The organism is Pseudomonas protegens CHA0 (assembly GCF_000397205.1).
GTDB lineage: Bacteria > Pseudomonadota > Gammaproteobacteria > Pseudomonadales > Pseudomonadaceae > Aquipseudomonas > Aquipseudomonas protegens.
This window is the reverse complement of the sequence record NC_021237.1, coordinates 1,152,555-1,173,310: the sequence shown is the minus strand read 5'-3', so window position 1 is coordinate 1,173,310 and position 20,756 is coordinate 1,152,555. Positions and strand designations below refer to the sequence as shown.

General features: G+C 63.6%; 17 protein-coding genes. 12 read left to right on the top strand and 5 right to left on the bottom strand.

All coding sequences use genetic code 11. The features are described 5' to 3' along the window. The first annotated feature begins 15 nt into the window (after positions 1-15). From algG to PFLCHA0_RS05150, 8 genes are all read left to right on the top strand, one after another. Complete coding sequence (gene algG / locus PFLCHA0_RS05185) at positions 16-1,605, top strand: mannuronan 5-epimerase AlgG (protein WP_015634236.1); 1,590 nt, start codon at positions 16-18, stop codon at positions 1,603-1,605. 11 nt (positions 1,606-1,616) lie between these two features. Beyond that, positions 1,617-3,077 (top strand): alginate O-acetyltransferase, encoded by a 1,461-nt coding sequence (locus tag PFLCHA0_RS05180; protein ID WP_011059371.1) that lies wholly within the window; start codon positions 1,617-1,619, stop codon positions 3,075-3,077. Positions 3,078-3,085: 8 nt separating this feature from the next. Next, positions 3,086-4,201, top strand: a complete 1,116-nt coding sequence (locus PFLCHA0_RS05175; protein WP_011059370.1) for a mannuronate-specific alginate lyase — start codon at positions 3,086-3,088, stop codon at positions 4,199-4,201. A gap of 187 nt (positions 4,202-4,388) precedes the next feature. Beyond that, positions 4,389-5,954 (top strand): MBOAT family O-acyltransferase, encoded by a 1,566-nt coding sequence (locus PFLCHA0_RS05170; protein ID WP_015634234.1) that lies wholly within the window; start codon positions 4,389-4,391, stop codon positions 5,952-5,954. A gap of 11 nt (positions 5,955-5,965) precedes the next feature. Then, entirely contained in the window at positions 5,966-7,141 is a 1,176-nt protein-coding gene (locus PFLCHA0_RS05165; protein ID WP_015634233.1) for an alginate O-acetyltransferase, read from the top strand. Positions 7,142-7,156: 15 nt separating this feature from the next. Next, a complete protein-coding gene (locus PFLCHA0_RS05160) occupies positions 7,157-7,825 on the top strand; it encodes an alginate O-acetyltransferase AlgF (RefSeq protein ID WP_011059367.1) in 669 nt (222 codons plus the stop codon). 192 nt (positions 7,826-8,017) lie between these two features. Then, complete coding sequence (locus tag PFLCHA0_RS05155) at positions 8,018-9,469, top strand: mannose-1-phosphate guanylyltransferase/mannose-6-phosphate isomerase (protein WP_015634232.1); 1,452 nt, start codon at positions 8,018-8,020, stop codon at positions 9,467-9,469. 601 nt (positions 9,470-10,070) lie between these two features. After that, positions 10,071-10,346 carry a hypothetical protein gene (locus tag PFLCHA0_RS05150; RefSeq protein ID WP_015634231.1) on the top strand — a complete coding sequence of 92 codons (276 nt, stop codon included), beginning with the start codon at positions 10,071-10,073 and terminating at the stop codon, positions 10,344-10,346. A 597-nt stretch (positions 10,347-10,943) separates the two neighbouring features. On the opposite strand, the gene PFLCHA0_RS31055 is transcribed toward PFLCHA0_RS05150, so the two are convergent. Continuing rightward, complete coding sequence (locus PFLCHA0_RS31055) at positions 10,944-11,423, bottom strand: YhfG family protein (protein ID WP_080644473.1); 480 nt, start codon at positions 11,421-11,423, stop codon at positions 10,944-10,946. A gap of 422 nt (positions 11,424-11,845) precedes the next feature. On the opposite strand from PFLCHA0_RS31055, the gene PFLCHA0_RS05145 reads away from it, so the two are divergent. The 4 genes from PFLCHA0_RS05145 to PFLCHA0_RS05130 all read left to right on the top strand — a co-directional run bounded on the left by PFLCHA0_RS05145 (position 11,846) and on the right by PFLCHA0_RS05130 (position 15,666). Continuing rightward, positions 11,846-12,310 carry a hypothetical protein gene (locus PFLCHA0_RS05145; RefSeq protein ID WP_015634229.1) on the top strand — a complete coding sequence of 155 codons (465 nt, stop codon included), beginning with the start codon at positions 11,846-11,848 and terminating at the stop codon, positions 12,308-12,310. Between the two features lie 36 nt (positions 12,311-12,346). Then, positions 12,347-13,171, top strand: a complete 825-nt coding sequence (locus tag PFLCHA0_RS05140) for an SDR family oxidoreductase (protein WP_015634228.1) — start codon at positions 12,347-12,349, stop codon at positions 13,169-13,171. A 176-nt stretch (positions 13,172-13,347) separates the two neighbouring features. Next, positions 13,348-14,376 (top strand): SEL1-like repeat protein, encoded by a 1,029-nt coding sequence (locus tag PFLCHA0_RS05135; protein WP_015634227.1) that lies wholly within the window; start codon positions 13,348-13,350, stop codon positions 14,374-14,376. Between the two features lie 264 nt (positions 14,377-14,640). Beyond that, positions 14,641-15,666 (top strand): SEL1-like repeat protein, encoded by a 1,026-nt coding sequence (locus tag PFLCHA0_RS05130; RefSeq protein ID WP_230493586.1) that lies wholly within the window; start codon positions 14,641-14,643, stop codon positions 15,664-15,666. 185 nt (positions 15,667-15,851) lie between these two features. On the opposite strand, the gene PFLCHA0_RS05125 is transcribed toward PFLCHA0_RS05130, so the two are convergent. Genes PFLCHA0_RS05125 through PFLCHA0_RS05110 form a run of 4 tightly spaced genes read right to left on the bottom strand, consistent with a single transcriptional unit; the run spans position 15,852 to position 20,643 of the window. Further along, positions 15,852-16,712 carry an efflux RND transporter periplasmic adaptor subunit gene (locus PFLCHA0_RS05125; RefSeq protein ID WP_011059359.1) on the bottom strand — a complete coding sequence of 287 codons (861 nt, stop codon included), beginning with the start codon at positions 16,710-16,712 and terminating at the stop codon, positions 15,852-15,854. Positions 16,713-16,722: 10 nt separating this feature from the next. Then, complete coding sequence (locus PFLCHA0_RS05120) at positions 16,723-16,923, bottom strand: DUF1656 domain-containing protein (RefSeq protein WP_007930063.1); 201 nt, start codon at positions 16,921-16,923, stop codon at positions 16,723-16,725. Continuing rightward, positions 16,913-19,120 carry an FUSC family protein gene (locus tag PFLCHA0_RS05115; protein ID WP_015634224.1) on the bottom strand — a complete coding sequence of 736 codons (2,208 nt, stop codon included), beginning with the start codon at positions 19,118-19,120 and terminating at the stop codon, positions 16,913-16,915. The genes PFLCHA0_RS05120 and PFLCHA0_RS05115 overlap by 11 nt, the downstream gene beginning before the upstream one ends. 11 nt (positions 19,121-19,131) lie before the next feature. Further along, entirely contained in the window at positions 19,132-20,643 is a 1,512-nt protein-coding gene (locus PFLCHA0_RS05110; protein WP_015634223.1) for an efflux transporter outer membrane subunit, read from the bottom strand. Between the last annotated feature and the right edge of the window lie 113 nt (positions 20,644-20,756).

The following is a 20,756-nucleotide window of genomic DNA, read 5'->3' as shown; positions in this document are numbered from 1 at the left end:
AAAGGAGTGCCCGACATGCCTACTCAAACTCTCCAGAGCCCGTTGTCCAGAGGCTCCCTGAGCCTCCTGGCCGGCGCCCTGCTGCTGGCCAGCAGCAGCGCCTTCGCCACTGCCGAGAAGGCCAAGGCACCGATCATCGCCAAGGAGCTGCAACAGGCCAAGACCTACACCGTCAGCAGTGCTCCCACCGAGCCCCTGGCCCTGGCCAAGCCGACCCTGCCCGACCTCTCCGGCTACACCGCCGAGGCGGCCGCGGCGAAGATCGTGCGCAGCAAGCCGGGCAAGATCAGCGTGCGCCGGATGATGCAGGAAGACGCCCTGAAGGACTTTATCGGCGGTGACAACAAGATGGCCGAATGGGTGGTGCGCCAGCACGGCATACCCCAGGCGATCTTCATCGACGACGGCTACGTCAACCTCAAGGAACTGGTGGGCAAGCTGCCCAAGCAGTACATCAGCGAAACCGCGCCCGGGGTCTACCTGGCCCGCCTGCCCATCGTCGTCGGCCGCCACGGCATCCTGGAAATCGACAAACAGACCCAGGAGCTGCGCCTGTCCCAGGAAGGCGGCTCGTTCCTGGTCAACGATGGCCAGCTGTTTGTGCGCGACACCAAGGTCACGGGCTGGCGCGAGAAGGACAACGGCCCGGCGACCTTCCGCTCACCCAAGGAATTCCGCCCGTTCCTGCTGGCCTGGGGCGGCACCGAGACGTACATCGTCAACAGCCAGATGGCCAGCTTCGGCTACGCCAACTCCAAGTCCTACGGGGTGAGTATTTCCCAGTACACGCCGAACATGGCCAAGGTGCTCAAGCGCCCCGAGCCCACCGGCTGGATCGTCGGCTCGACGTTCTCGGACATGTGGTACGGCTTCTACTGCTACGAGACCCGGGACTTCGTGCTCAAGGGCAACACCTACAAGGACAACATCGTCTACGGCATCGACCCCCACGACCGCTCCCATGGCCTGATCATTGCCGACAACACCGTCCACGGCACCAAGAAGAAGCACGGCATCATCATTTCCCGGGAAGTGAACGACAGCTTCATCTTCAACAACCGCAGCTACGACAACCACCTCTCCGGGCTGGTGATCGACCGTAACAGCGTCAACAACCTGATCGCCTACAACGAGATCTACCGCAACCACACCGACGGCATCACCCTCTACGAGAGTGCCGACAACCTGATCTACGGCAACAAGGTGATCAGCAACCGCCGCCACGGCATCCGCATTCGCAACAGCGTGAACATCCGTCTGTACGAAAACATCGCCATGGCCAACGGCCTGACCGGGGTCTACGGCCACATCAAGGACCTTTCCGACACCGACCGCGACATCAAGCTCGACCCGTTCGACGCCCAGGTCTCGCTGATCGTGGTCGGCGGCGAGCTGGCCGCCAACGGCAGCGGGCCGATGTCCATCGACTCCCCCTTGAGCGTGGAGCTGTACCGGGTCTCCATGCTGGCGCCGACCAAAAGCAGCGGCATCAGCTTCTCCGGGGTCCTGGGCGAGCGCCAGGATGAAATTCTCGACCTGCTGGTGCGCCAGCAGAAAGCCGTGTTGATCGACCCCGTCGAACGCCAGACCGAATTGCGGGATTGAGGATGACTTTCATGCACCCACACTGGATCAAACTCCTGGGCCTGTCGGCCCTGACCGCGGGGATTCTCGCCGCCAGCGCCGGCGCCCGTGCCGACGAAACCAGCGCCACAAGCGCCGCGCCGAACTTCAAGGCCGAGCCGTGCTGCAACCTGTGCCCGGCCGCCCACGACGCAAAGAACTACGTGACCCGCTACCAGCAGAACTTCACCACCCTGGTGCAAGCCCAGGGCGACTGGTTGTTCCGTACCCAGGAAGATTTGCGCACCGAGTTCAACACCACTCCCGAAGGCTACCGCCGCCTCAAGCAGTTGCACGAAGCCTTCAAGAGCAAGGGCGTGGAACTGGTGGTGGTCTATCAGCCGACCCGCGGCCTGGTGAACCGCAACAAGCTCAACCCGGCGGAGAAAGCCCGTTTCGACTATGACAAGGCGCTGAGCAACTACAAGGCCATGCTCGGGCGCTTCGCGCAGATGGGCTACGTGGTGCCGGACCTCTCGCCGCTGACCAACGAACAACTGCCCGATACCCTGCCGGCCCACGACTTCTACTTCCGCGGCGACCAGCACTGGACCCCTTATGGCGCCCAGCGCACGGCGAAGATCGTCGCCGACAAGGTCAAGCAGTTGCCGGCCTTTGCCGACATTCCACGGCGTGAATTCGAAACCCACAAGTCCGGGCGCATGGGCAAGACCGGCACCCTGCACAACATGGCCGGCCAGTTGTGCGGCACCAGCTACGCCATCCAGTACATGGACCAGTTCACCACCGAGCCCAAGGGCGAGGCTGGCGACGGCGACCTGTTCGGCGACTCCGGCAACCCGCAGATCACCCTCGTGGGCACCAGCCACAGTGGCAAGAACTACAACTTCGCCGGCTTCCTGGAAGAGGCCATCGGTGCCGACATCCTCAACGTCGCCTTCCCCGGCGGCGGCCTGGAAGGCTCGATGCTGCAGTACCTGGGCAGCGACGAGTTCCAGAAGAGCCCGCCGAAGATCCTCATCTGGGAATTCTCGCCGCTGTACCGCCTGGACCAGGAAACCATCTACCGGCAGATGATGGCCCTGCTGGACAACGGCTGCGAGGGCAAGGACGCGCAGATGACCGGCAGCACCACCCTCAAGCCCGGCAAGAACGAATTGCTGGTCAACAGCAAGAACATGGACCTGCGCAACAGCGGTCATCAGGTCGACATCCGCTTCGCCGACACCTCGGTGAAAACCCTGCAAGCCACCCTCTGGTACATGAACGGGCGCCACGAGGACATCAAGATCGAAAAACCGGAAACGTCCGACACCGACGGGCGCTTCGCCTTCGAACTGCGCACCGACGAAGACTGGGCCTCGCAGAACCTGCTGGCGGTCGAGATCCAGGGCCCGGAAGCGGGCACTGCGGGGCAGAAGGTCGAAGCGAAAATTTGCAAACGCAACGTATTCCCGAGCGCCGAGCAACGCACCGCGCAGATCGGGCAATGAGGTTACCTATGCAAAGCACAGACTTGAAACGCTTGTTGATACCCAGCCTGCTGGGGCTGGCCATCGTCACCGGCAGCGCCCAGGCCGCCGCGCCGCTGCGCCCGCCCCAGGGCTATTACGCCCCGGTGGACAAGTTCAAGAGCGGCGACAACAGCGAGGGCTGCGACGCCATGCCGGCGCCCTACACCGGCGCCCTGCAGTTTCGCAGCAAGTACGAAGGCTCGGACAAGGCCCGGGCGACCCTCAACGTGCAGTCCGAACAGGCCTTTCGCGACACCACCGCGGACATCACCAAGATCGAGCGCGGTACCAGCAAGCGGGTCATGCAGTTCATGCGCGACGGCCGCCCTGAACAGCTGGACTGCACCCTCGCCTGGCTCAGCGCCTGGGCCCAGGCCGATGCGCTGATGTCCAAGGACTTCAACCACACCGGCAAGTCCATGCGCAAATGGGCCCTGGGCAGCATGGCCTCGGCCTACCTGCGGCTGAAGTTCTCCGACTCCCACCCCCTGGCCACCCACCAGGAACAGGCACAGAAGATCGAAGCCTGGTTCAGCAAGATGGCCGACCAGGTGGTCAGCGACTGGGACAACCTGCCCCTGGACAAGACCAACAACCACTCCTACTGGGCCGCCTGGTCGGTGATGGCCACCGCCGTGGCCACCAACCGCCGCGACCTGTTCGACTGGGCGGTCAAGGAATACAAGGTCGGCGCCAACCAGGTCGATGCAGACGGCTTCTTGCCCAACGAACTCAAGCGCCAGCAGCGGGCCCTGGCCTACCACAACTACGCCCTGCCGCCGCTGGCAATGATCGCCAGCTTCGCCCAGGTCAACGGCGTGGACCTGCGCCAGGAAAACCACGAAGCACTCAAGCGCCTGGGCGAGCGGGTGCTGGCCGGGGTCAAGGACCCGGACACCTTCGAGAAGAAGAACGGCAAGCAGCAGGACATGACCGACCTCAAGGTCGACTCGAAATTCGCCTGGCTGGAACCCTACTGCAGCCTCTACACCTGCGCTCCGGAGACATTGGAGCGCAAGCACAAGATGCAGCCGTTCAAGACTTTCCGCCTGGGTGGCGACCTGACCAAGGTCTACGACCCGGCCCATGAAAAGGGCTCCTGATTCGAATCGTTGGAACGTCCCCCTGTAGGAGCTGGCTTGCCAGCGAAGAGGCCCTCAAGAGCGCCTTCGCCGGCAAGCCGGCTCCTACAGGGGGCGCGCTGCACGCAGTACCGCTTCCCCGGTTTTTCACGGGGGGGTTTGGGGGGGCTCCGGCCTCTGACTATTGGTTAAACATGGAGAGATCGGGATGGTTTTCTCATCCAATGTGTTCCTGTTCCTGTTCCTGCCGATCTTTCTCGGCTTGTACTACTTGAGCGGGCAACGCTATCGCAACTTGCTGCTGCTGATCGCCAGCTATGTGTTCTATGCCTGGTGGCGCGTGGACTTCCTGGCGCTGTTCGCCGGGGTCACCCTGTGGAACTACTGGATCGGCCTGAAAGTCGGCGCCGCCGGTGTCAGGACCAAACCCGCCCAGCGCTGGCTGCTGCTGGGGGTGGCGGTGGACCTGTGCATCCTCGGCTACTTCAAGTACGCCAACTTCGGCGTCGACAGCATCAACGCCATCATGACCTCCATGGGGCTTGAGCCGTTCATCCTGACCCACGTGCTGCTGCCGATCGGCATCTCGTTCTACATCTTCGAGTCCATCAGCTACATCATCGACGTCTACCGCGGAGACACCCCGGCCACTCGCAACCTGATCGACTTCGCGGCGTTCGTGGCGATCTTCCCGCACCTGATCGCCGGCCCCGTGCTGCGCTTTCGTGACCTGGCGGACCAGTTCAACAACCGCACCCACACCCTGGACAAGTTCTCCGAAGGCTGCACCCGCTTCATGCAGGGCTTCATCAAGAAAGTGTTCATCGCCGACACCCTGGCGGTGGTCGCCGACCATTGCTTCGCCCTGCACAACCCCACCACGGGCGATGCCTGGCTCGGCGCCCTGGCCTACACCGCGCAGCTGTACTTCGACTTCTCCGGCTACAGCGACATGGCCATCGGCCTGGGCTTGATGATGGGTTTTCGCTTCATGGAAAACTTCAAGCAGCCCTACATCAGCCAGTCGATCACCGAGTTCTGGCGGCGCTGGCACATCAGCCTGTCCACCTGGCTGCGGGACTACCTGTACATCACCCTGGGCGGCAACCGCAAAGGCACCCTGATCACCTACCGCAACCTGTTCCTGACCATGCTCCTGGGCGGCCTGTGGCATGGCGCCAACTTCACCTACATCGTCTGGGGCGCCTGGCACGGCATGTGGCTGGCCATCGAAAAGGCCCTGGGCATCAACACCACGCCGCGCAGCCTGAACCCGGTGCGCTGGGCCCTGACCTTCCTCCTGGTGGTGATGGGCTGGGTAATCTTCCGCGCCGAGAACCTGCACGTAGCAGGCCGCATGTACGGCGCGATGTTCAGCTTTGGCGACTGGTCGCTGTCGGAACTCAACCGCGCCAGCCTCACCGGCCTGCAAGTGGCGACCCTGATCCTGGCCTACGCCACCCTGGCGTTCTTCGGCCTGCGTGACCTGTACCGCAACCCGGCGCTGGTCAAGGCCAAGCCCGAGGTCACTACCGCCGACGACGGCCCGGCCAGCGCCCAGCCCGGCCTGATCAAGGCGGTCCCCGGGGACAACCCCGGCAGCATTCACCAGCCGGGCCACATCGTCGGCACCGAGGCCCAGGTGCAGCCGGCCTACTGGACTGCCGACTGGTCGCGCTACGCCATGCGCGCCCTGGTGCTGCTGCTGTTCATTGCCTCGATTCTCAAACTCTCGGCGCAAAGCTTCTCGCCGTTCCTTTACTTCCAGTTCTGAGGGATCTGCCCATGACCCGCTCATTACGTGTGTTCTACATCGCCCTGTTCCTGCTGACCCTGCTGGTGCTGGGGGTGTGGTCGGCGCGCAGCTTCTTCGGTTTCAGTACCAACAACGACGCCACCGTGCTCAACGGGCGCTGGGCCAAGGCGGTGGAAACCCACTACGACGACCAGTTTCCGATCAAGCGCCTGGGCACCAACCTCTGGGCCGCCCTGGACTTCAAGCTGTTCAACGAAGGGCGCCCGGGGGTGGTGCTGGGCCGTGACCAGTGGCTGTACAGCGATGAAGAGTTCAACCCCGTAGTCAACGAGGAGCTCAACCTGCAGGGCAACTACGCCCTGGTAGAAGGCGTGCGCCAGACCCTCAAGGAGCACGGGGTAAAACTGGTGATGGCGATCGTTCCGGCCAAGGTGCGCCTGTACCCGGAACACATGGACGAAGTGCGCCCGGCGCGCATCCACGCCAACCTCTACCAGGACTTCCACGCCCGGGTCGCTGCCGACAAGATCCTTGCCCCCGACCTGCTTGGCCCCCTGCAACAGGCCAAGCAACAGGGCCAGCAAGTGTTCCTGCGCACCGACACCCACTGGACCCCCGCCGGCGCCGAGATCGTCGCCCGCCAACTGGCCCTGACCATCGCCGCCAAGACCCCGCTCAGCGGTCAGCCACAGCGCTTCGTCACCGAGACCCAAGAGACCGTGGAACACAAGGGCGACCTGCGCCGCTTCCTGCCCCTGGACCCGCTGTTCGAAAACCTGATGCCGGCCGAAGAGCCCCTGCAAAAGCGCGTGACCCGGGCCAGCGAAGAGCAGCCGGCCGCCGACGACGCGCTGTTTGCCGACCGCGAAGTGCCGGTGACCCTGGTGGGCACCAGCTACAGCGCCAACCCCAGCTGGAACTTCGTCGGCGCCCTGAAACAGGCCCTGCACAGCGACGTGCTGAGCTACGCCGAAGACGGCCACGGCCCGATCCTGCCGATGCTCAGCTACCTGAAAAGCGACGACTTCAAGAACAACCCGCCCCAGGTGCTGATCTGGGAATTCCCTGAACGCTATCTGCCTGTGAACAACGAAATCGGCGACGCCGACCCGCAGTGGGTCGCAGAGCTCAAGCAAGCCGGTGCTCGCCAACAGAACGTAGCTGCACTCAACAAATCCGAGACGCCCGACCGGGCGCAAAACTGAAAAGAGGTAACACTCATGACTTTCACTACTACTCCTCGTCGTCTCGCTGCCAAATCCCTGAAAGCTGCCGTATTGGCTGCGGGCCTGGGCCTGCTATCAGCTCCGGTATTCGCCGGTGGCGATGCCGCCCTGTACGGCCCCACCGCGCCCAAGGGCTCGACCTTCGTGCGCCTGTACAACGCCAGCAACAGCGAAGTCAGCGCCACGGTGGGCAGCACCAACGTCAATGACGTCGCGCCCCTGGCCAGCAGCGACTTCAGCTTCATGCCCGGCGGCGACTACACCGCCAAGGTGGGCAGCCAGAGCGTGCCGGTGAAACTGGCCGCCGATCACTATTACACCCTGGTCAACAACGCCAGCGGCCAGCCGCAACTGATCGAAGAACCGCCGTTCAAGAACAAGCAGAAATCCCTGGTGCGGGTGCAGAACCTCAGCGACCAGGCCCTGACCCTGAAGACCGCCGACGGCAAGACCGACGTGGTCAAGGCCGTGGCCGCCAAAGGCCGCGGCGAGCGCGAAATCAACCCGGTGAAGGTCAGCTTCGCCCTGTATGACGGCGAGAAAAAGGTCAGCGACCTCAAGCCCGTGGCCTTGGAGCGCGGCGAAGCAGCGGTGCTCTACGTCACCGGCAACGGCAGCAACCTGTCGCCGGTCTGGGTCAAGCGCCCGGTTTCCACCCGCTAATGAATTTCCGGAAGGCTGCTCCCCGCCTCTCGTAGGAGCTGGCTTGCCAGCGAAGGCGTCCTCACGGGCCCCTTCGCCGGCAAGCCGGCTCCTACAGAAGGTGGGCAGCGCATCCGGGCACGCCACAAAAACAAGAGTGAAACGACAGAACGCAGTAGCTCTAACCCATACGATGTTTGAAGGAGTAACAACATGATTCCGGTGATCTTGTCAGGTGGTAGCGGCTCACGTCTTTGGCCGCTTTCGCGCAAGCAATTCCCCAAGCAGTTCCTCGCCCTGACCGGCGAACACACTTTGTTCCAGCAGACCCTGGAGCGCCTGGTGTTCGAAGGCATGGATACCCCCATCGTGGTCTGCAACAAGGACCACCGCTTTATCGTCAACGAGCAACTGGCGGCCCGTAAGCTCGAATCCCAGCGCATCCTCATGGAGCCCTTCGGCCGCAACACCGCCCCGGCCGTGGCCCTGACCGCGATGATGCTGGTCAACGAAGGCCGCGACGAGCTGATGCTGGTACTGCCCGCCGACCACGTCCTGGACGACCAGAAAGCCCTGCAACGGGCCCTGGCCCTGGCCACCGTGGCCGCCGAGCGTGGCGAAATGGTGCTGTTCGGGGTCCCGGCAACCAAGCCGGAAACCGGCTACGGCTACATCAAGTCCACCAACGATGCGCTGCTCCCGGAGGGGGTCAGCCGGGTCTCGCACTTCGTCGAAAAGCCCGACGAAAAACGCGCCACCGAGTTTGTCCAGGCCGGCGGCTATTTCTGGAACAGCGGCATGTTCCTGTTCCGCGCCAGCCGCTTCCTCGAAGAGCTGAAGAAACACGACCCGGACATCTACGACACCTGCCTCTTGACCCTGGAGCGCAGCCAGCAGGACCCGGACACCGTGACCATCGACGAAGCCACCTTCGCCTGCTGCCCGGACAACTCCATCGACTACGCGGTGATGGAGAAGACCCAGCGCGCCTGCGTGGTGCCCCTGACCGCTGGCTGGAGCGATGTCGGCTGCTGGTCGTCGCTGTGGGACGTGCATGAAAAAGACGCCAACGGCAACGTCAGCAAGGGCGATGTGGTGATCCAGGACAGCCGCAACTGCATGATCCACGGCAACGGCAAGCTGGTATCGGTGATCGGCCTTGAAAACATCGTCGTGGTGGAAACCAAGGACGCCATGATGATCGCCCACAAGGACAAGGTCCAAGGGGTGAAACAGATGGTCAACACCCTCAACGAACAGGGCCGCAGCGAGACCCAGAACCACTGCGAGGTCTACCGTCCGTGGGGCTCCTACGACTCGGTGGACATGGGCGGGCGTTTCCAGGTCAAGCACATCTCGGTCAAGCCGGGGGCCTGCCTGTCCCTGCAGATGCACCACCACCGCGCCGAACACTGGATCGTGGTCAGCGGCACCGCCGAAGTCACCTGTGACGAGAACGTGTTCCTGCTCACCGAGAACCAGTCCACCTACATCCCGATTGCCTCGGTGCACCGCCTGCGCAACCCGGGCAAGATCCCGCTGGAGATCATCGAAGTGCAATCGGGCAGCTACCTGGGCGAAGACGATATCGAGCGGTTTGAAGATATCTACGGCCGCTCCACCCCGGTGGAACGTGGCGTCTCGGTGAAGACCATCGCCCAGTAACAGCGACAGGCTTCAAGCGGCAAGCTGCGAGCAAAGGCAGAGCGCCGTTATCAGCGAGTCCTTTCAACCCCCTTCCAGGCGCCTGCGTCCCCTATCCGCAGGCGGTTGGACAGGGGGATTTTTTTGTAGCCGCTGCCGCAGGCTGCGAAAAGGGCCGAAGGACCTTCAGCGGTCTTGAGCCCCCTGCGCCCGCTGCGCGGTCGTTCGCAGCCTGCGGCAGCGGCTACAAGAAGCAGCGATCAGTAGAGGCAGCCGTAAGCTTCAAGCGGCAAGCCAGATCAACAGCCATCTGTGGATACAAAAGGTCGTTTAAGGCTACACATCTCGGGTTGACCACCCTCTTCTCGCTCCCTATCCTCGCGCCTGTCACGACTCATTCGTGATCGGGTTTGACGGCTCGGTAACACTTTCAGGACGCATAGTTCCTCGACTCTGCTTGCGCTCTTCTGCGCTCGCAAAAATGTCTTATGGCGACTGTGCGTGGGGCATCTTCGGATGCGCCGGGTTCCTGAAACCGGTCCGTCAACCTGCGTACAGTTGCCACCCAACTCGTTTGACGGCGATCAAGTGGCAGCTCTATTTATTTCAGGAGCAACACACCATGACGGACCGTATCGCGCTAACCAGCAACGAATCCTCCACTCCGACCCTGTTTATCGACACCCGCGCGCCTTTGGACGAACTGCATGCCAGCGCCGCCTACCGCATCCTCGCGGTGACTCAACTGATGGAAAGCATCGTGCACATGGACAGCCGCCACGCCGATGCCACCGATCTGACACAGATCGCCCACGCCAGCGCCATTCTGTTGCGCGATGGTTGTGATCTGCTGGACGTGTTGGGACGGCGGATTCGTGGCAGTCAGTACCTGAACTAAAACGCCCCGTAATCGTTCCCCTTCAAACGCGGGGGAACGATCGGCACGCCTGTCCCCTCTCCTTCATCTAGAACCCGCCTCATCGATCACTGCCGTACCCATCTTCGTCAGAAGATGCGCAGCCCTGTTGTGGGTGGCAGCCGTGCGCGGATTGGTCGACCGGAGATACAGGAACCCGGCAGGGACGAAGCCCTCCCACGCACAGCTGCCATTGCACGAATGCGCAGGCGCACAACCCGCCGGCAATAGCGCAATGGGGTGCTGCTGCAGCTGCATCAAAACGGGTTACCAAGCGCAGGGGTGGCAGCTGCGTGCAGGTTGGTAAACCGGAGATACAGGAACCCGGCAGGGACGCCCCCTCCCACGCACAGCTGCCATTGCACAAGTGAAATGCGGCGCTGTTGCGCCTGTATCAGAACGAGTTACCAAGCCCGGTCGCTGAATGTGCTGCGACGCTCAAAGGCTAGTCCGGGTTCGACACACAGCAACGACGAAGGCGTCGCAGTTTATGTCCAGGCCAAGAGAGTTTAGGAATGTTCAGGATGGCGGCACGCCGAGGAGGCGGGGTAGCAGTAATGATCATGAGAAGCGTCGTATTTATCCATTCAACGGTCTTCCATGCTTGGCCAGGATTTTTTCCAACGAGGCTTTTTCGTCGAAGACCGGTATGTCTATGCCTTCCAGTCTTGAACTGCTGACAAAGTTTTTAAGCTTGTTCTTTTCGAAACGCTCATAAGGATCAAACGCAGGACGAGCAGAGCATTTCGACAACAGGGACAAAGCGCCTCTAAGTTCTGCAACATTCCTGGCGCACATCCTGAAGCCGATTCTTTTTGAAACTTCATTGCGCACAACCGGATAGGGCAACGCATCACTGAGTACACGTGCGCATTCACGCCCCTCTTCTGCCTGGGCACTCAGGCGCTTTAACTTCAAAGATAAGGAGCTCCAGCCATTTGCCCCTAACTTCAAATGAAGCTGAGTTTCGACAAAGCGTTTGACCTCAAGAAACGTCCCCAGCTTCTTCAGATCGCTGATCTGTGCAGTTTGCAAAATCTGCTGCAGTGATACGTCCATCATCGCCCCATGATTGATGCCAAAGCCCGGAGATTATACACCTCATAGATCGCCACCACGGGCACGTCTCGTCCTTGGCACCAGCACGCTTCACAGTCGAAAGCGGAGCCCACCCCTTCAGCTAGCATTCGCCTCGTTCGATGTTTGCAGCCCTGAGAGCCTGAGCATTTTCCAGTCCCGGTAAAGGTGTTCCAGAAATGGATAGATGACCCCGAAGCATGCCAGCCACCTGCTCGGGCGGGCACCAGAGTGGACCACATGATGTCCACTATCGGCATAAATCCGCTTTAACAGACCTTCTGTTGTCCCTAACGCCCCCATCAAAACCTGGCCTGTGGATAACGTCACAACAGCCACCCTCCATCGCCAACCCCACCTACGCTTAGGTAGGATGTCCCCTCCTTTTCCCCGAGGCTCGCGTCATGTTCATCGGCGTTCTGCTGGTCATCACCTGGCTGATCCTGCTTCTGCGCTACCCCGCCAAAGCCCTTCCCGTGTCCCTGGCTGCCGCGTTCGGCCTGGCCCTGGTGGCCTGCTGGGTGGTCTGGCTGGACAACCGCGAAGCCCAGCAACTGGCGCGCCTGGAGCTGCGCCTGAGCTACGCGCCGGAGCACTGCCCCGCCGACCGTCCATTGCAGGTCAAGCTGAACAACGGCAACAAGGTGCCCCTGGTGGAGTTGCGCTGGCGGGTCGCCGCCTATGCGCCGGGGGATACGGTCAACCTCGCCGACAACCAGTACAGCGCCCCGCGCTACCGTGGCCCCGGCGAGTTGCAGGCCGGCGCCAACTGGCAGGACTGCCTGCCCCTGCCGCCGCTGCGCCCCGGCTATCGCCCGCAAACCCTGGAGTTTCGCGCCGAGCGTTTACAGGGTAGTTTCTCCGACTGATTCACCCCCTCCCTCACCCAGCACAAGGACCGCGCCATGCCCGTAGCGTTGATCACCGGTTGTTCCAGCGGCATCGGCCGCGCCCTGGCGGACACCTTCAAGGGCGCCGGTTTCACCGTGCTCGCCACCGCCCGCAAGGCCGAGGACGTCTCTGCCCTGCAAGCGGCCGGTTTCAAGGCCGTGCAACTGGACGTCAATGACGGCCCGGCCCTGGGCGCCCTGGGCGAGGAGATCAACCAGCAGTACGGCGGCCTGGATGTGCTGATCAACAACGCCGGCTACGGCGCCATGGGCCCGCTGCTCGATGGCGGCGTGGAAGCGATGCAACGCCAGTTCGAAACCAATGTGTTCTCGGTGGTCGGGGTGACTCGGGCGATGTTCCCGGTGCTGCGCCGCAGCCGCGGCCTGGTGGTGAACATCGGCAGTGTGTCCGGGGTGCTGGTGACGCCTTTTGCCGGTGCCTACTGCGCCTCAAAAGCCGCAGTGCACGCCTTGAGCGATGCCCTGCGCATGGAACTGTCGCCGTTCGGCATCCGCGTCATGGAAGTGCAGCCCGGGGCCATTGCTTCGAGCTTCGCCAAGAATGCCGGGCATGAAGCCGAACAGCTGCTCAACGAACAATCGCCCTGGTGGCCGCTGCGCGAGGGCATCCGCTCCCGGGCCAAGGCCTCCCAGGACAAGCCGACCCCGGCCAGCGAATTCGCCGCCGGCTTGCTCAAGGCGGTGCAGCAGGACAATCCGCCACGCCTGGTACGGCTGGGCAATGGCAGCCGCGCCCTGCCGCTGCTGGCCAACCTGCTGCCCAAGGGTCTGCTGGAGAAGGGACTGATGAAGCGCTTCGGCCTGAGCGCCAGGCTCTGACCCCTACGCACGCAAGCCATCTAGGGTGTACCGCGTGCCTCCCGTAGGAGCCGGCTTGCCGGCGAAGAGGCCCGCGAGCCGAGTGCAAATCTTGCGACCACCTTCGCTGGCAAGCCAGCTCCTACCGCGGTGGCGCAGTGCGCCTTTGTTCATTCGCCAATCAAGGATCTGCCCCATTGAAATATCGTAGTGCGCTGACGTTGACCCTGTTCGCCTTGCTGCTGGGCTGCCATGCCTCGTCACCGGACGAAAAACTCAATGCCACCCTGCCGGAGCTGAGCCTGGAACAGATCCTGCCCAAGGTCGAGGCCAACCCGTACTGCTCGCCGGAGATGGACAGCGAACGGCTGGTCGGCCTCGGCATCCGCCTGATGAATGAGGACGAGGTGCTGCATGGCGCAAGCCGTACCTTGCTGGCGAGCAAGGCCATACAAATGGCCCGCGGCTGCCTGATCATGGCCGCCCCCCGCGATACCATGAGCCTGTGCATCCTGGGCGGGATTGTCGGCTCCAGGCAGAAGGACTATGACAAAAGCGAAGCCTTCAACTACATCGCCTACGCCGCCCAGCACAATGAATCCTGCGCGGAAGCGGGCCTGTACGACATCTACAACCTTGGCAAGCTGGACCAGCCGGCGAACAAGGCATTGGCCATGGCCTGGCTGGAACGCGCCGCTCGGCACGGCGACGAGGACTCGCAACAGGAGATGCTGCGCAGCAGCGAACAGGACAATTTCCCGCTGGCCTACGCCTGGGCCCGAACCCTCGATGACGCCCAAAGGCTCGAAGCGCTGAAACGCAAGATGAGCCCTCAGCAGATGGCCGAAGGCGAGCAGCACTACACCCGGCTGCTCAGCCAGCTCCCCTCCAAACAGGATCTTGAGCAGGCGCTGCGCCAGAACGTCATCCTCCTGGGCACAGGGGATATCTACTACGACTACCCGGAGGTGTTCGCGGGCATGTCGCCTGAGCAACAGCATGCTTTCGTCGCCCAATTGGTGGACATGCAGGACCGCTACCCGAAGTTCCACACCCGCGGCCAGCTGGTGGCCTACGCCTTGATTTCCCGCCTGGTGCAAAGCACCGGGCCGGCCGTGGACCTGTGGCAAGACCCGGCGCTGCAGGCCGTGCTGGAGGACGATGACCTGAGCGTGGAAGACAGCGTGGCCAAGGCCAAAATCCTCCTGGCCAAGCGCACGCCATAGCAGCGGCTGGCGCTACTGCTGTCCGAGGTGTCACCGGTGCAGGGCCCCGGGGCCCTTTGCCGCAGCCCAACAGGTGCGGCGGTTTCGGTTGTATGCCCTCTCAATCCCAGTAAAATGCGCGACCTTGAGCCCCTGCGCTCATGCAGCATGGAATCGCTGGCGTCGACACCCAAGCACGGATTTGCTCAAGCTCCACCCTCTCCCGTCCTGTCCTTGCCTGATTTCATGCGCGTCTTTTTTCATTCGCCGATCAGGGAATATCCATTGAAATTGTTCAACGCGCTGCCACTGGCATTGGCTGTCTTGCTGGCGGCTTGCGCCTCCACGCCTGCGCAAAACACCGAACCGAAACGCCCCGAACTCAATGACACCCTGCCCAAGCTGACGCTGGACAGCGTCTTGCCCAAGGTCAGCGCCAACGAGTACTGCAACCCGGCCATGGACGCGGATGTGCTGTACGGCGCCGGTTACAAGCTGAACGAGATCGAGGACTACGCGAACGCCAAGAGCTGCTTCGCCATGGCCGCGCCGCACTACACCCGGGCCTTCTGCTATCTGTCCACCACCACCGATCAGGAAACGGACAAGCCCAAGGCTGAGCGCGACCGCGAGTCCTTCAACTACATCGCCTACTCGGCGTCACAGAACGATTGGTGCGCCGAGTACGGCATGTACGCCACCTACTGGTTCGGCGACAAGGACATTCCCAAGGACCGGGACCTGGCCCTGCGCTGGCTGGAACGCTCGGCACTGCACGGCAACCCGGAACCGCAGCAGAGCCTGGCCGACGCCGCCGAAGAGTCCGGCGACCTGGTGAAGGCCTACGCCTGGCTGAAGGTTATCGACAACACCGAGGACACCAGCCAGCTGGATGCCCTTAAAGGCAAGATGAGCCCAGAGCAACTGGCCGCTGGCGAACAGCACTTTGGCGAGCTGAAGGCGCGGGTGACCAGCAAGCAGGTGATGTACGACGAGGCGCGGGATGAAGAAGTGGCGATTTTCTCGGCCGAGATCCATTTCGATCTCCCCGACCTGTTCAAGGGCATGACCACGGCCGAGCGCCAGGCCTTCGTCAAGGCGGCCATCGCCAAGGCCCGGGACAGCGGCCAGTTCAAGCTGCATTACGCAGTGACCCAGTACATCATCGTCTCGCGCCTGGCCCAGCAGCGTTACCCCGGTGTCGACGTGCTGCAGAACCCGAAGCTGGTGGCCACCATCAACAACGTCAACGACGGCCTGGAAGCTGCGGCGAAGAAGTCCCAGGCGATCATGGACAAAAGCTACAAATAACCGCCCCCTGTAGGAGCCGGCTTGCCGGCGAAGAGGCCCGCGAGCCTTGCATCGCCCATGCCGGCGCTTTCGCTGGCAAGCCAGCTCCTACAACCAATGCCTCCCTCGTAGGAGCCGGCTTGCCGGCGAAGAGGCCCGCGAGCCTTGCATCGCCCCTGCCGACGCCTTCGCTGGCAAGCCAGCTCCTACAAAGGCTCGGGGTTGACGATGACGGTGCAGGTGATGCCGGCCGCCAGCAGGACGCCTTCGGGCACTTCATCGATGTGGATGCGCACCGGTACGCGCTGGGCCAGGCGCACCCAGTTGAAGGTCGGGTTGACGTCGGCGATCAGTTCGCGGCTTTCCGGGTTGTCGCGGTCGTAGATGCCCCGGGAAATGCTTTCCACATGGCCCTTGAGCACTTCGCCGCTCATCAGTTGCATGTCGGCCTTATCCCCGACGCGCACGTGGGGCAGCTTGGTTTCCTCGAAGAAGCCGTAGACCCAGAACGAGTTCATGTCGACCACCGCCATCTTCGCCTCGCCGATGCGTGCGTAGTCGCCACGGTGCACGTTGAGGTTGGTGACATAGCCATCCACAGCCGCCCGCACCTGGGTGCGTGCAAGGTTGAGTTGCGCCGCTTCCAGCTGGGCCTGGGCGTGCTGGTAGTCGGCCAGGGCCGAGTCGGCGATGTTGCCGGCGTCGTCGCGGTTTTCCTTGGAGATCACCAGGTTGTCCATGTCGGCGCGGCGCCGGGCGTTGACCTTGCGCATCTCCCAGGTGGCCTTCTTCGACGCCACCAGCGCTTGCGCCTGCTTGACCGCGATCTGGTAGTGCTCGGGGTCGATCTGCATCAGCAGATCGCCCTTGCGCACCAGCTGGTTGTCCTTGACCGGCACGTCCACCACTTCGCCGGTGACATCGGCGGCGACGTTGATGATGTCCGCGCGCACCCGGCCGTCACGGGTCCAGGGGGTGTACATGTAGTGCTCCCACAGGGTACGGCCGATCCACAGGGCCAGGGCCAGCACGAGCAGGGTGGCGAGCAGGCTGAAAAACTTTTTCATTGCGGGGGTCTCAACGGTAGACAGTGAGCGCCATGGCGCCGAACAGACAGCAGAACAGGCTCAGGCGCAACAGCGCCGGGTGCCAGAAGAAGCGATACAGGTCATAGCCGGAAATGAACCGGTCCAGGGCCCAGGCCAGGGCCGCGGCGATGAAGAACATCAGGGTCATGGTGGGCATGTAAACGCCGTGGAAGGCGATTTCACGAGGCATGGTCAAGTCCTTGGGGTGCAGGCGCCGCCGGCTTGGCCACGGCATAGGCCGCCAGCGGCGATTGCGGGTCGAGCAGTGAAGTGCGGATGAAGTGCAGGTAGCTCTTGACCCGGCGCAGGGCCGAGGTGTCGAAGTGCGGAGCAAAGGGCTCGTCGGTGGCCTGGACCCGGCTGATGGCGTGGTCCACGGCGATCAGGCCGCGCTCCAGGTTGCTCTGGCTGGGCTGCAGGAACAGCCGCACCAGGGAGCGGCCCATGACCCGGATCGCCTGGCGCCAGGGCTGGGATTCGGCATAGGCCGGGTGCACCGGGAGGATCGCCTGCTCCTTGCGCAGCTCGATGATGGCGTGGCCGACTTCCAGCACCACGAACATCCAGCGCAGCAGCTCGCTCTGCACCTTGGGCTGGCCCACCGCCAGGCCATAGGCCTGGTGCAGCAGGTCGCGGGTACGGCTCTCGAAGCTCGACGCCAGGCCCTTGAGCTTGCCGCTGATGGCGTACACCACCTGGCCGCGCAGGTCCTGCTCCAGGCGCCGCCACAGCCAGCGGCTGTTGGGCGGCAGGATGATCGCCCCGGCCGCGGCGCAGACCAGCATGCCCATGACCATGGCGATGTAGTCATTGATGAAGGTGTAGGGGTTGTAGATGGTCAGGTTGTCCGGCACCGAACCGGTGCTGAAGAAGATCAGCAAACCCAGGCCGACCCCGGCGTACTTGGGCCTGGACGCGAGGAACGAACCGAGCACGATCACCGGCGCCAGCATCAGGCACAGCAGCGGGAAGCCGTCGATCCAGGGGAACACGAAGAACATTTCGACGAAGCCCACCAGGGCGCCGATGAAAGTCCCGCAGGCCATCTGGAACGCCATGCGCTTGGGGTTCGGCGTAGCCGCCGAGAGGCCGATGGTGGCGGCGGCGATCAGGGTCATGGTGGCGCCGCTGGGCCAGGCCGTGGCCACCCAGTAGCTGCCCAGCACCACCAGCACGAAGGCCGCGCGGATGCCCGAGGCGGCGCAGGCCAGCCAGTTGGTCTGCGGGGTGTAGGGCTCGTCCCAGCGCTCGCGCTCGTGGCTGTGGTCGGCCAGGGACGCGTGGGTCTGGGCGTAGCTGTGCATCTCGTCGACAAAGCGGTAGAGCAGCTCGTAGGCGGTGTGGAAATCCAGCTGCTCGGCGTCGCTCGGGCCGCTCTCCTGGAAGGCCGTGCGCAGGCTGCGCACCCGCGCCGGCAGTTCGGCCTTGTAGGCCGCCAGGGCCGTGGCCAGGCGCGCCGCATCGGGGCTGGTCAGGGCACGGCCGGAGAAGCCGTCCAGCAGTTCCGCCAGGTCCTGCAGGCCGGGCTTGATCGCCGCCACCACGTGATCGGCGCCGCTGCTGCGCAGGCGTTCGAGCAACTGGTGCAGGGCGTTGAAGCGCGTGGTGATGCCCATGAACTCGCTGTTCAGACGGCTCAGGCGGCCGTTGCGCCGACGCATGTGCGGGTCTTCGAACACGGTGACGCTGCGCAGCCCTTCCAGGCCCACGGCCTCGGCGATGAAGCGCACGTTGCTGCTTTCGAAGCTGTCGCGCTGGCTGCGCCCGCGCAGGCCGTCGGTAACGAACAGGGCGAACACCCCGAAGCGCTGGTACAGGGCGTTGCGCATGGCGGCGCTGGCGGTCTGTGGCAGGATCGCGGCGCTGACCAGGGTCGAGCAGAGAATCCCCAGGGAGATCTCCAGTACCCGCCACACCGCGGCCATGAAGGCCCCTTCCGGATGGGCCAGGGCCGGCAGGCCGACCATGGCCGCGGTGTAGCCGGCGAGGACGAAACCATAGGCGCGAAAGTTGCGGTAGCGCGCCGCGCCGGCCGAGCAGATGCCGACCCAGATCGCCAGCGAGCCGAGGAACAGCTCGGTGTTCTGGGCGAACAGGGCGATCAGCGCCACCATCACCGCCGAGCCGGCCAGGGTGCCGAGAAAGCGGTAGAAGCTCTTGGCGAACACCTGGCCGCTCTGCGGCTGCATGACGATGAACACGGTGATCATCGCCGTGCGCGGTTGCGGCAACTCCAGGCGCATGGCCAGCCACAGGGTGAGGAACGCGGCGGCCAGGACCTTGAAGATATAGACCCAGGTCACGCCGTCGCTGCGCGCCCAGTCGAAGAAACCCCGGCGCCATTCAAGGGAGTACAGCCAGCGCAAAGGTGCGGGCAAGGAAGTCATGGGTGCCTGCTTCAATGGTCGAACACGGCCAGGGCCGCGGGGGTCTTGGGTGCCTCAAGGCGGTCTTGCGCGGGAACGTCGCGGCCGGCTTCAAGCCCGCCGCCCAGGGCCGTGACCAGGTCCGCCTGGACCGTCAGGCGTGCGGCCTGCACCTGCTGCTGCACCTGTTGCTGATGGAACAGCAGGCTCTGGGCGTTGAGCACATTCAGGTAGTCGGTCAGGCCGCGCTGGAAGGCCACGGTGGCGATGTCGTAGGTCTTCTGCGCAGCGGCCACCGACTCGGCGGCGAAGGCTTGCTGCTTGTCCATGGACTCGCGGCGGATCAACTGGTCGGAGATGCTTTTCAGTGCATCCACCAGGGTCTGGTTGTACCTGGCCACGGCCATGTCGTAGCCGGCCGAGGCTTCACCCAGCTCCGAGCGCAGGCGCCCGCCGTCGAAGATCGGCAGGCTGATGGCCGGGCCGACGTTGTAGTTGAGCTTCTTGCCGGTGAGGAACTCCAGGGCCCCACCGCCGGTGGCCATGAAGCCGATGCTGCCCACCAGGTCGACGTTGGGGTAGAAGCCGGCGTGAGCCACATCGATACCGCGAGCCTGGGCCGCCACTTGCCAGCGGCTGGCGACCACGTCCGGGCGCTGCCCCAGCAGTTCGGCGGGCAGGGCCGAGGGCAGTTTCAGCGCGGCGCCCAGGGACAGGCTTGGCCGCTGCAGTTGCGCCCCCTCCCCCGGGCCCTTGCCGGCCAGGGCCGCCAATTGGTTGCGGGTCAGGGCGATTTCTTCGTCCAGGGCGTCCAGTTGGCGATGGGTTTCCGGCAGCGGCGCCTCGGCCTGGCTGACTTCGAAATGGGTGCCGATGCCGCCGTCCAGGCGCCGTTGCGCCAGTTCGAGGATCTGTTGCTGCTGCTTGAGGGTGGCCGCGACGATATCGCGCTGGGCGAAGTGCAGGGACAGCTGGATATAGCTGCGCACCACATTGTTCACCAGTTCCAGCTGGGCCTGACGGGCTTCGGCCACGCTCATGTGGGCCAGGTCCACGGCACGCTCGGTGCTGTTGCTTTCCCGGCCCCAGAGGTCCAGGGCATAACTCAAGCCCAGGGCGGCGTTGTTGTCCCAGGTGGTGCTGTTGGACAGGGCGCCGGGGCCGTAGAACTGATCGGTGGGCCAGTTGTGGCGCTTGAGGGTGGCGTCACCCTTGATCTGCAGCGACTCGGCCGACTCGGCGATGCCGGCCAGGGCCTTGGCCTGGCGGACCCGGGCGGCGGCCATGGCCAGGCTCGGGCTGCCTTGCACCGCAAGGCTGATCCAGCGGTCCAGTTGCGGGTCGCCATAGGCCTGCCACCACTGGGCGCTGGGCCAGTGGGCGTCCTGCGCGGCGCTCTTTATCGCCTCATCCGTGGCCAATGTATTAGCGGGAAGTGTCTTGCCCTGTGGGGCAATGCCTCCGGTTCCGATGCAGCCGCTGATTGCTAACGATAAAGCCCAAACACTGAGGGTCTTGAACCCTCTGCTGATGCGACGCGGCACTGCTGCGAATTCCTGAGATCGGGGGGGAGTATTTCTCTCGTAGGAGCTGGCTTGCCGGCGCAGCGATACGCCTGCTACACCGCGTTGCGCGGATCGCCGGCCTGCCGGCTCCT

Excerpts from the sequence above, each read along its gene's own strand:
- algG (WP_015634236.1), top strand. The coding sequence starts at position 16 with ATGCCTACTCAAACTCTCCAGAGCCCGTTGTCCAGAGGCTCCCTGAGC.
- PFLCHA0_RS05180 (WP_011059371.1), top strand. The coding sequence starts at position 1,617 with ATGCACCCACACTGGATCAAACTCCTGGGCCTGTCGGCCCTGACCGCG.
- PFLCHA0_RS05175 (WP_011059370.1), top strand. The coding sequence starts at position 3,086 with ATGCAAAGCACAGACTTGAAACGCTTGTTGATACCCAGCCTGCTGGGG.
- PFLCHA0_RS05170 (WP_015634234.1), top strand. The coding sequence starts at position 4,389 with ATGGTTTTCTCATCCAATGTGTTCCTGTTCCTGTTCCTGCCGATCTTT.
- PFLCHA0_RS05165 (WP_015634233.1), top strand. The coding sequence starts at position 5,966 with ATGACCCGCTCATTACGTGTGTTCTACATCGCCCTGTTCCTGCTGACC.
- PFLCHA0_RS05160 (WP_011059367.1), top strand. The coding sequence starts at position 7,157 with ATGACTTTCACTACTACTCCTCGTCGTCTCGCTGCCAAATCCCTGAAA.
- PFLCHA0_RS05155 (WP_015634232.1), top strand. The coding sequence starts at position 8,018 with ATGATTCCGGTGATCTTGTCAGGTGGTAGCGGCTCACGTCTTTGGCCG.
- PFLCHA0_RS05150 (WP_015634231.1), top strand. The coding sequence starts at position 10,071 with ATGACGGACCGTATCGCGCTAACCAGCAACGAATCCTCCACTCCGACC.
- PFLCHA0_RS31055 (WP_080644473.1), bottom strand. The coding sequence starts at position 11,423 with ATGGACGTATCACTGCAGCAGATTTTGCAAACTGCACAGATCAGCGAT.
- PFLCHA0_RS05145 (WP_015634229.1), top strand. The coding sequence starts at position 11,846 with ATGTTCATCGGCGTTCTGCTGGTCATCACCTGGCTGATCCTGCTTCTG.
- PFLCHA0_RS05140 (WP_015634228.1), top strand. The coding sequence starts at position 12,347 with ATGCCCGTAGCGTTGATCACCGGTTGTTCCAGCGGCATCGGCCGCGCC.
- PFLCHA0_RS05125 (WP_011059359.1), bottom strand. The coding sequence starts at position 16,712 with ATGAAAAAGTTTTTCAGCCTGCTCGCCACCCTGCTCGTGCTGGCCCTG.
- PFLCHA0_RS05120 (WP_007930063.1), bottom strand. The coding sequence starts at position 16,923 with ATGCCTCGTGAAATCGCCTTCCACGGCGTTTACATGCCCACCATGACC.
- PFLCHA0_RS05115 (WP_015634224.1), bottom strand. The coding sequence starts at position 19,120 with ATGACTTCCTTGCCCGCACCTTTGCGCTGGCTGTACTCCCTTGAATGG.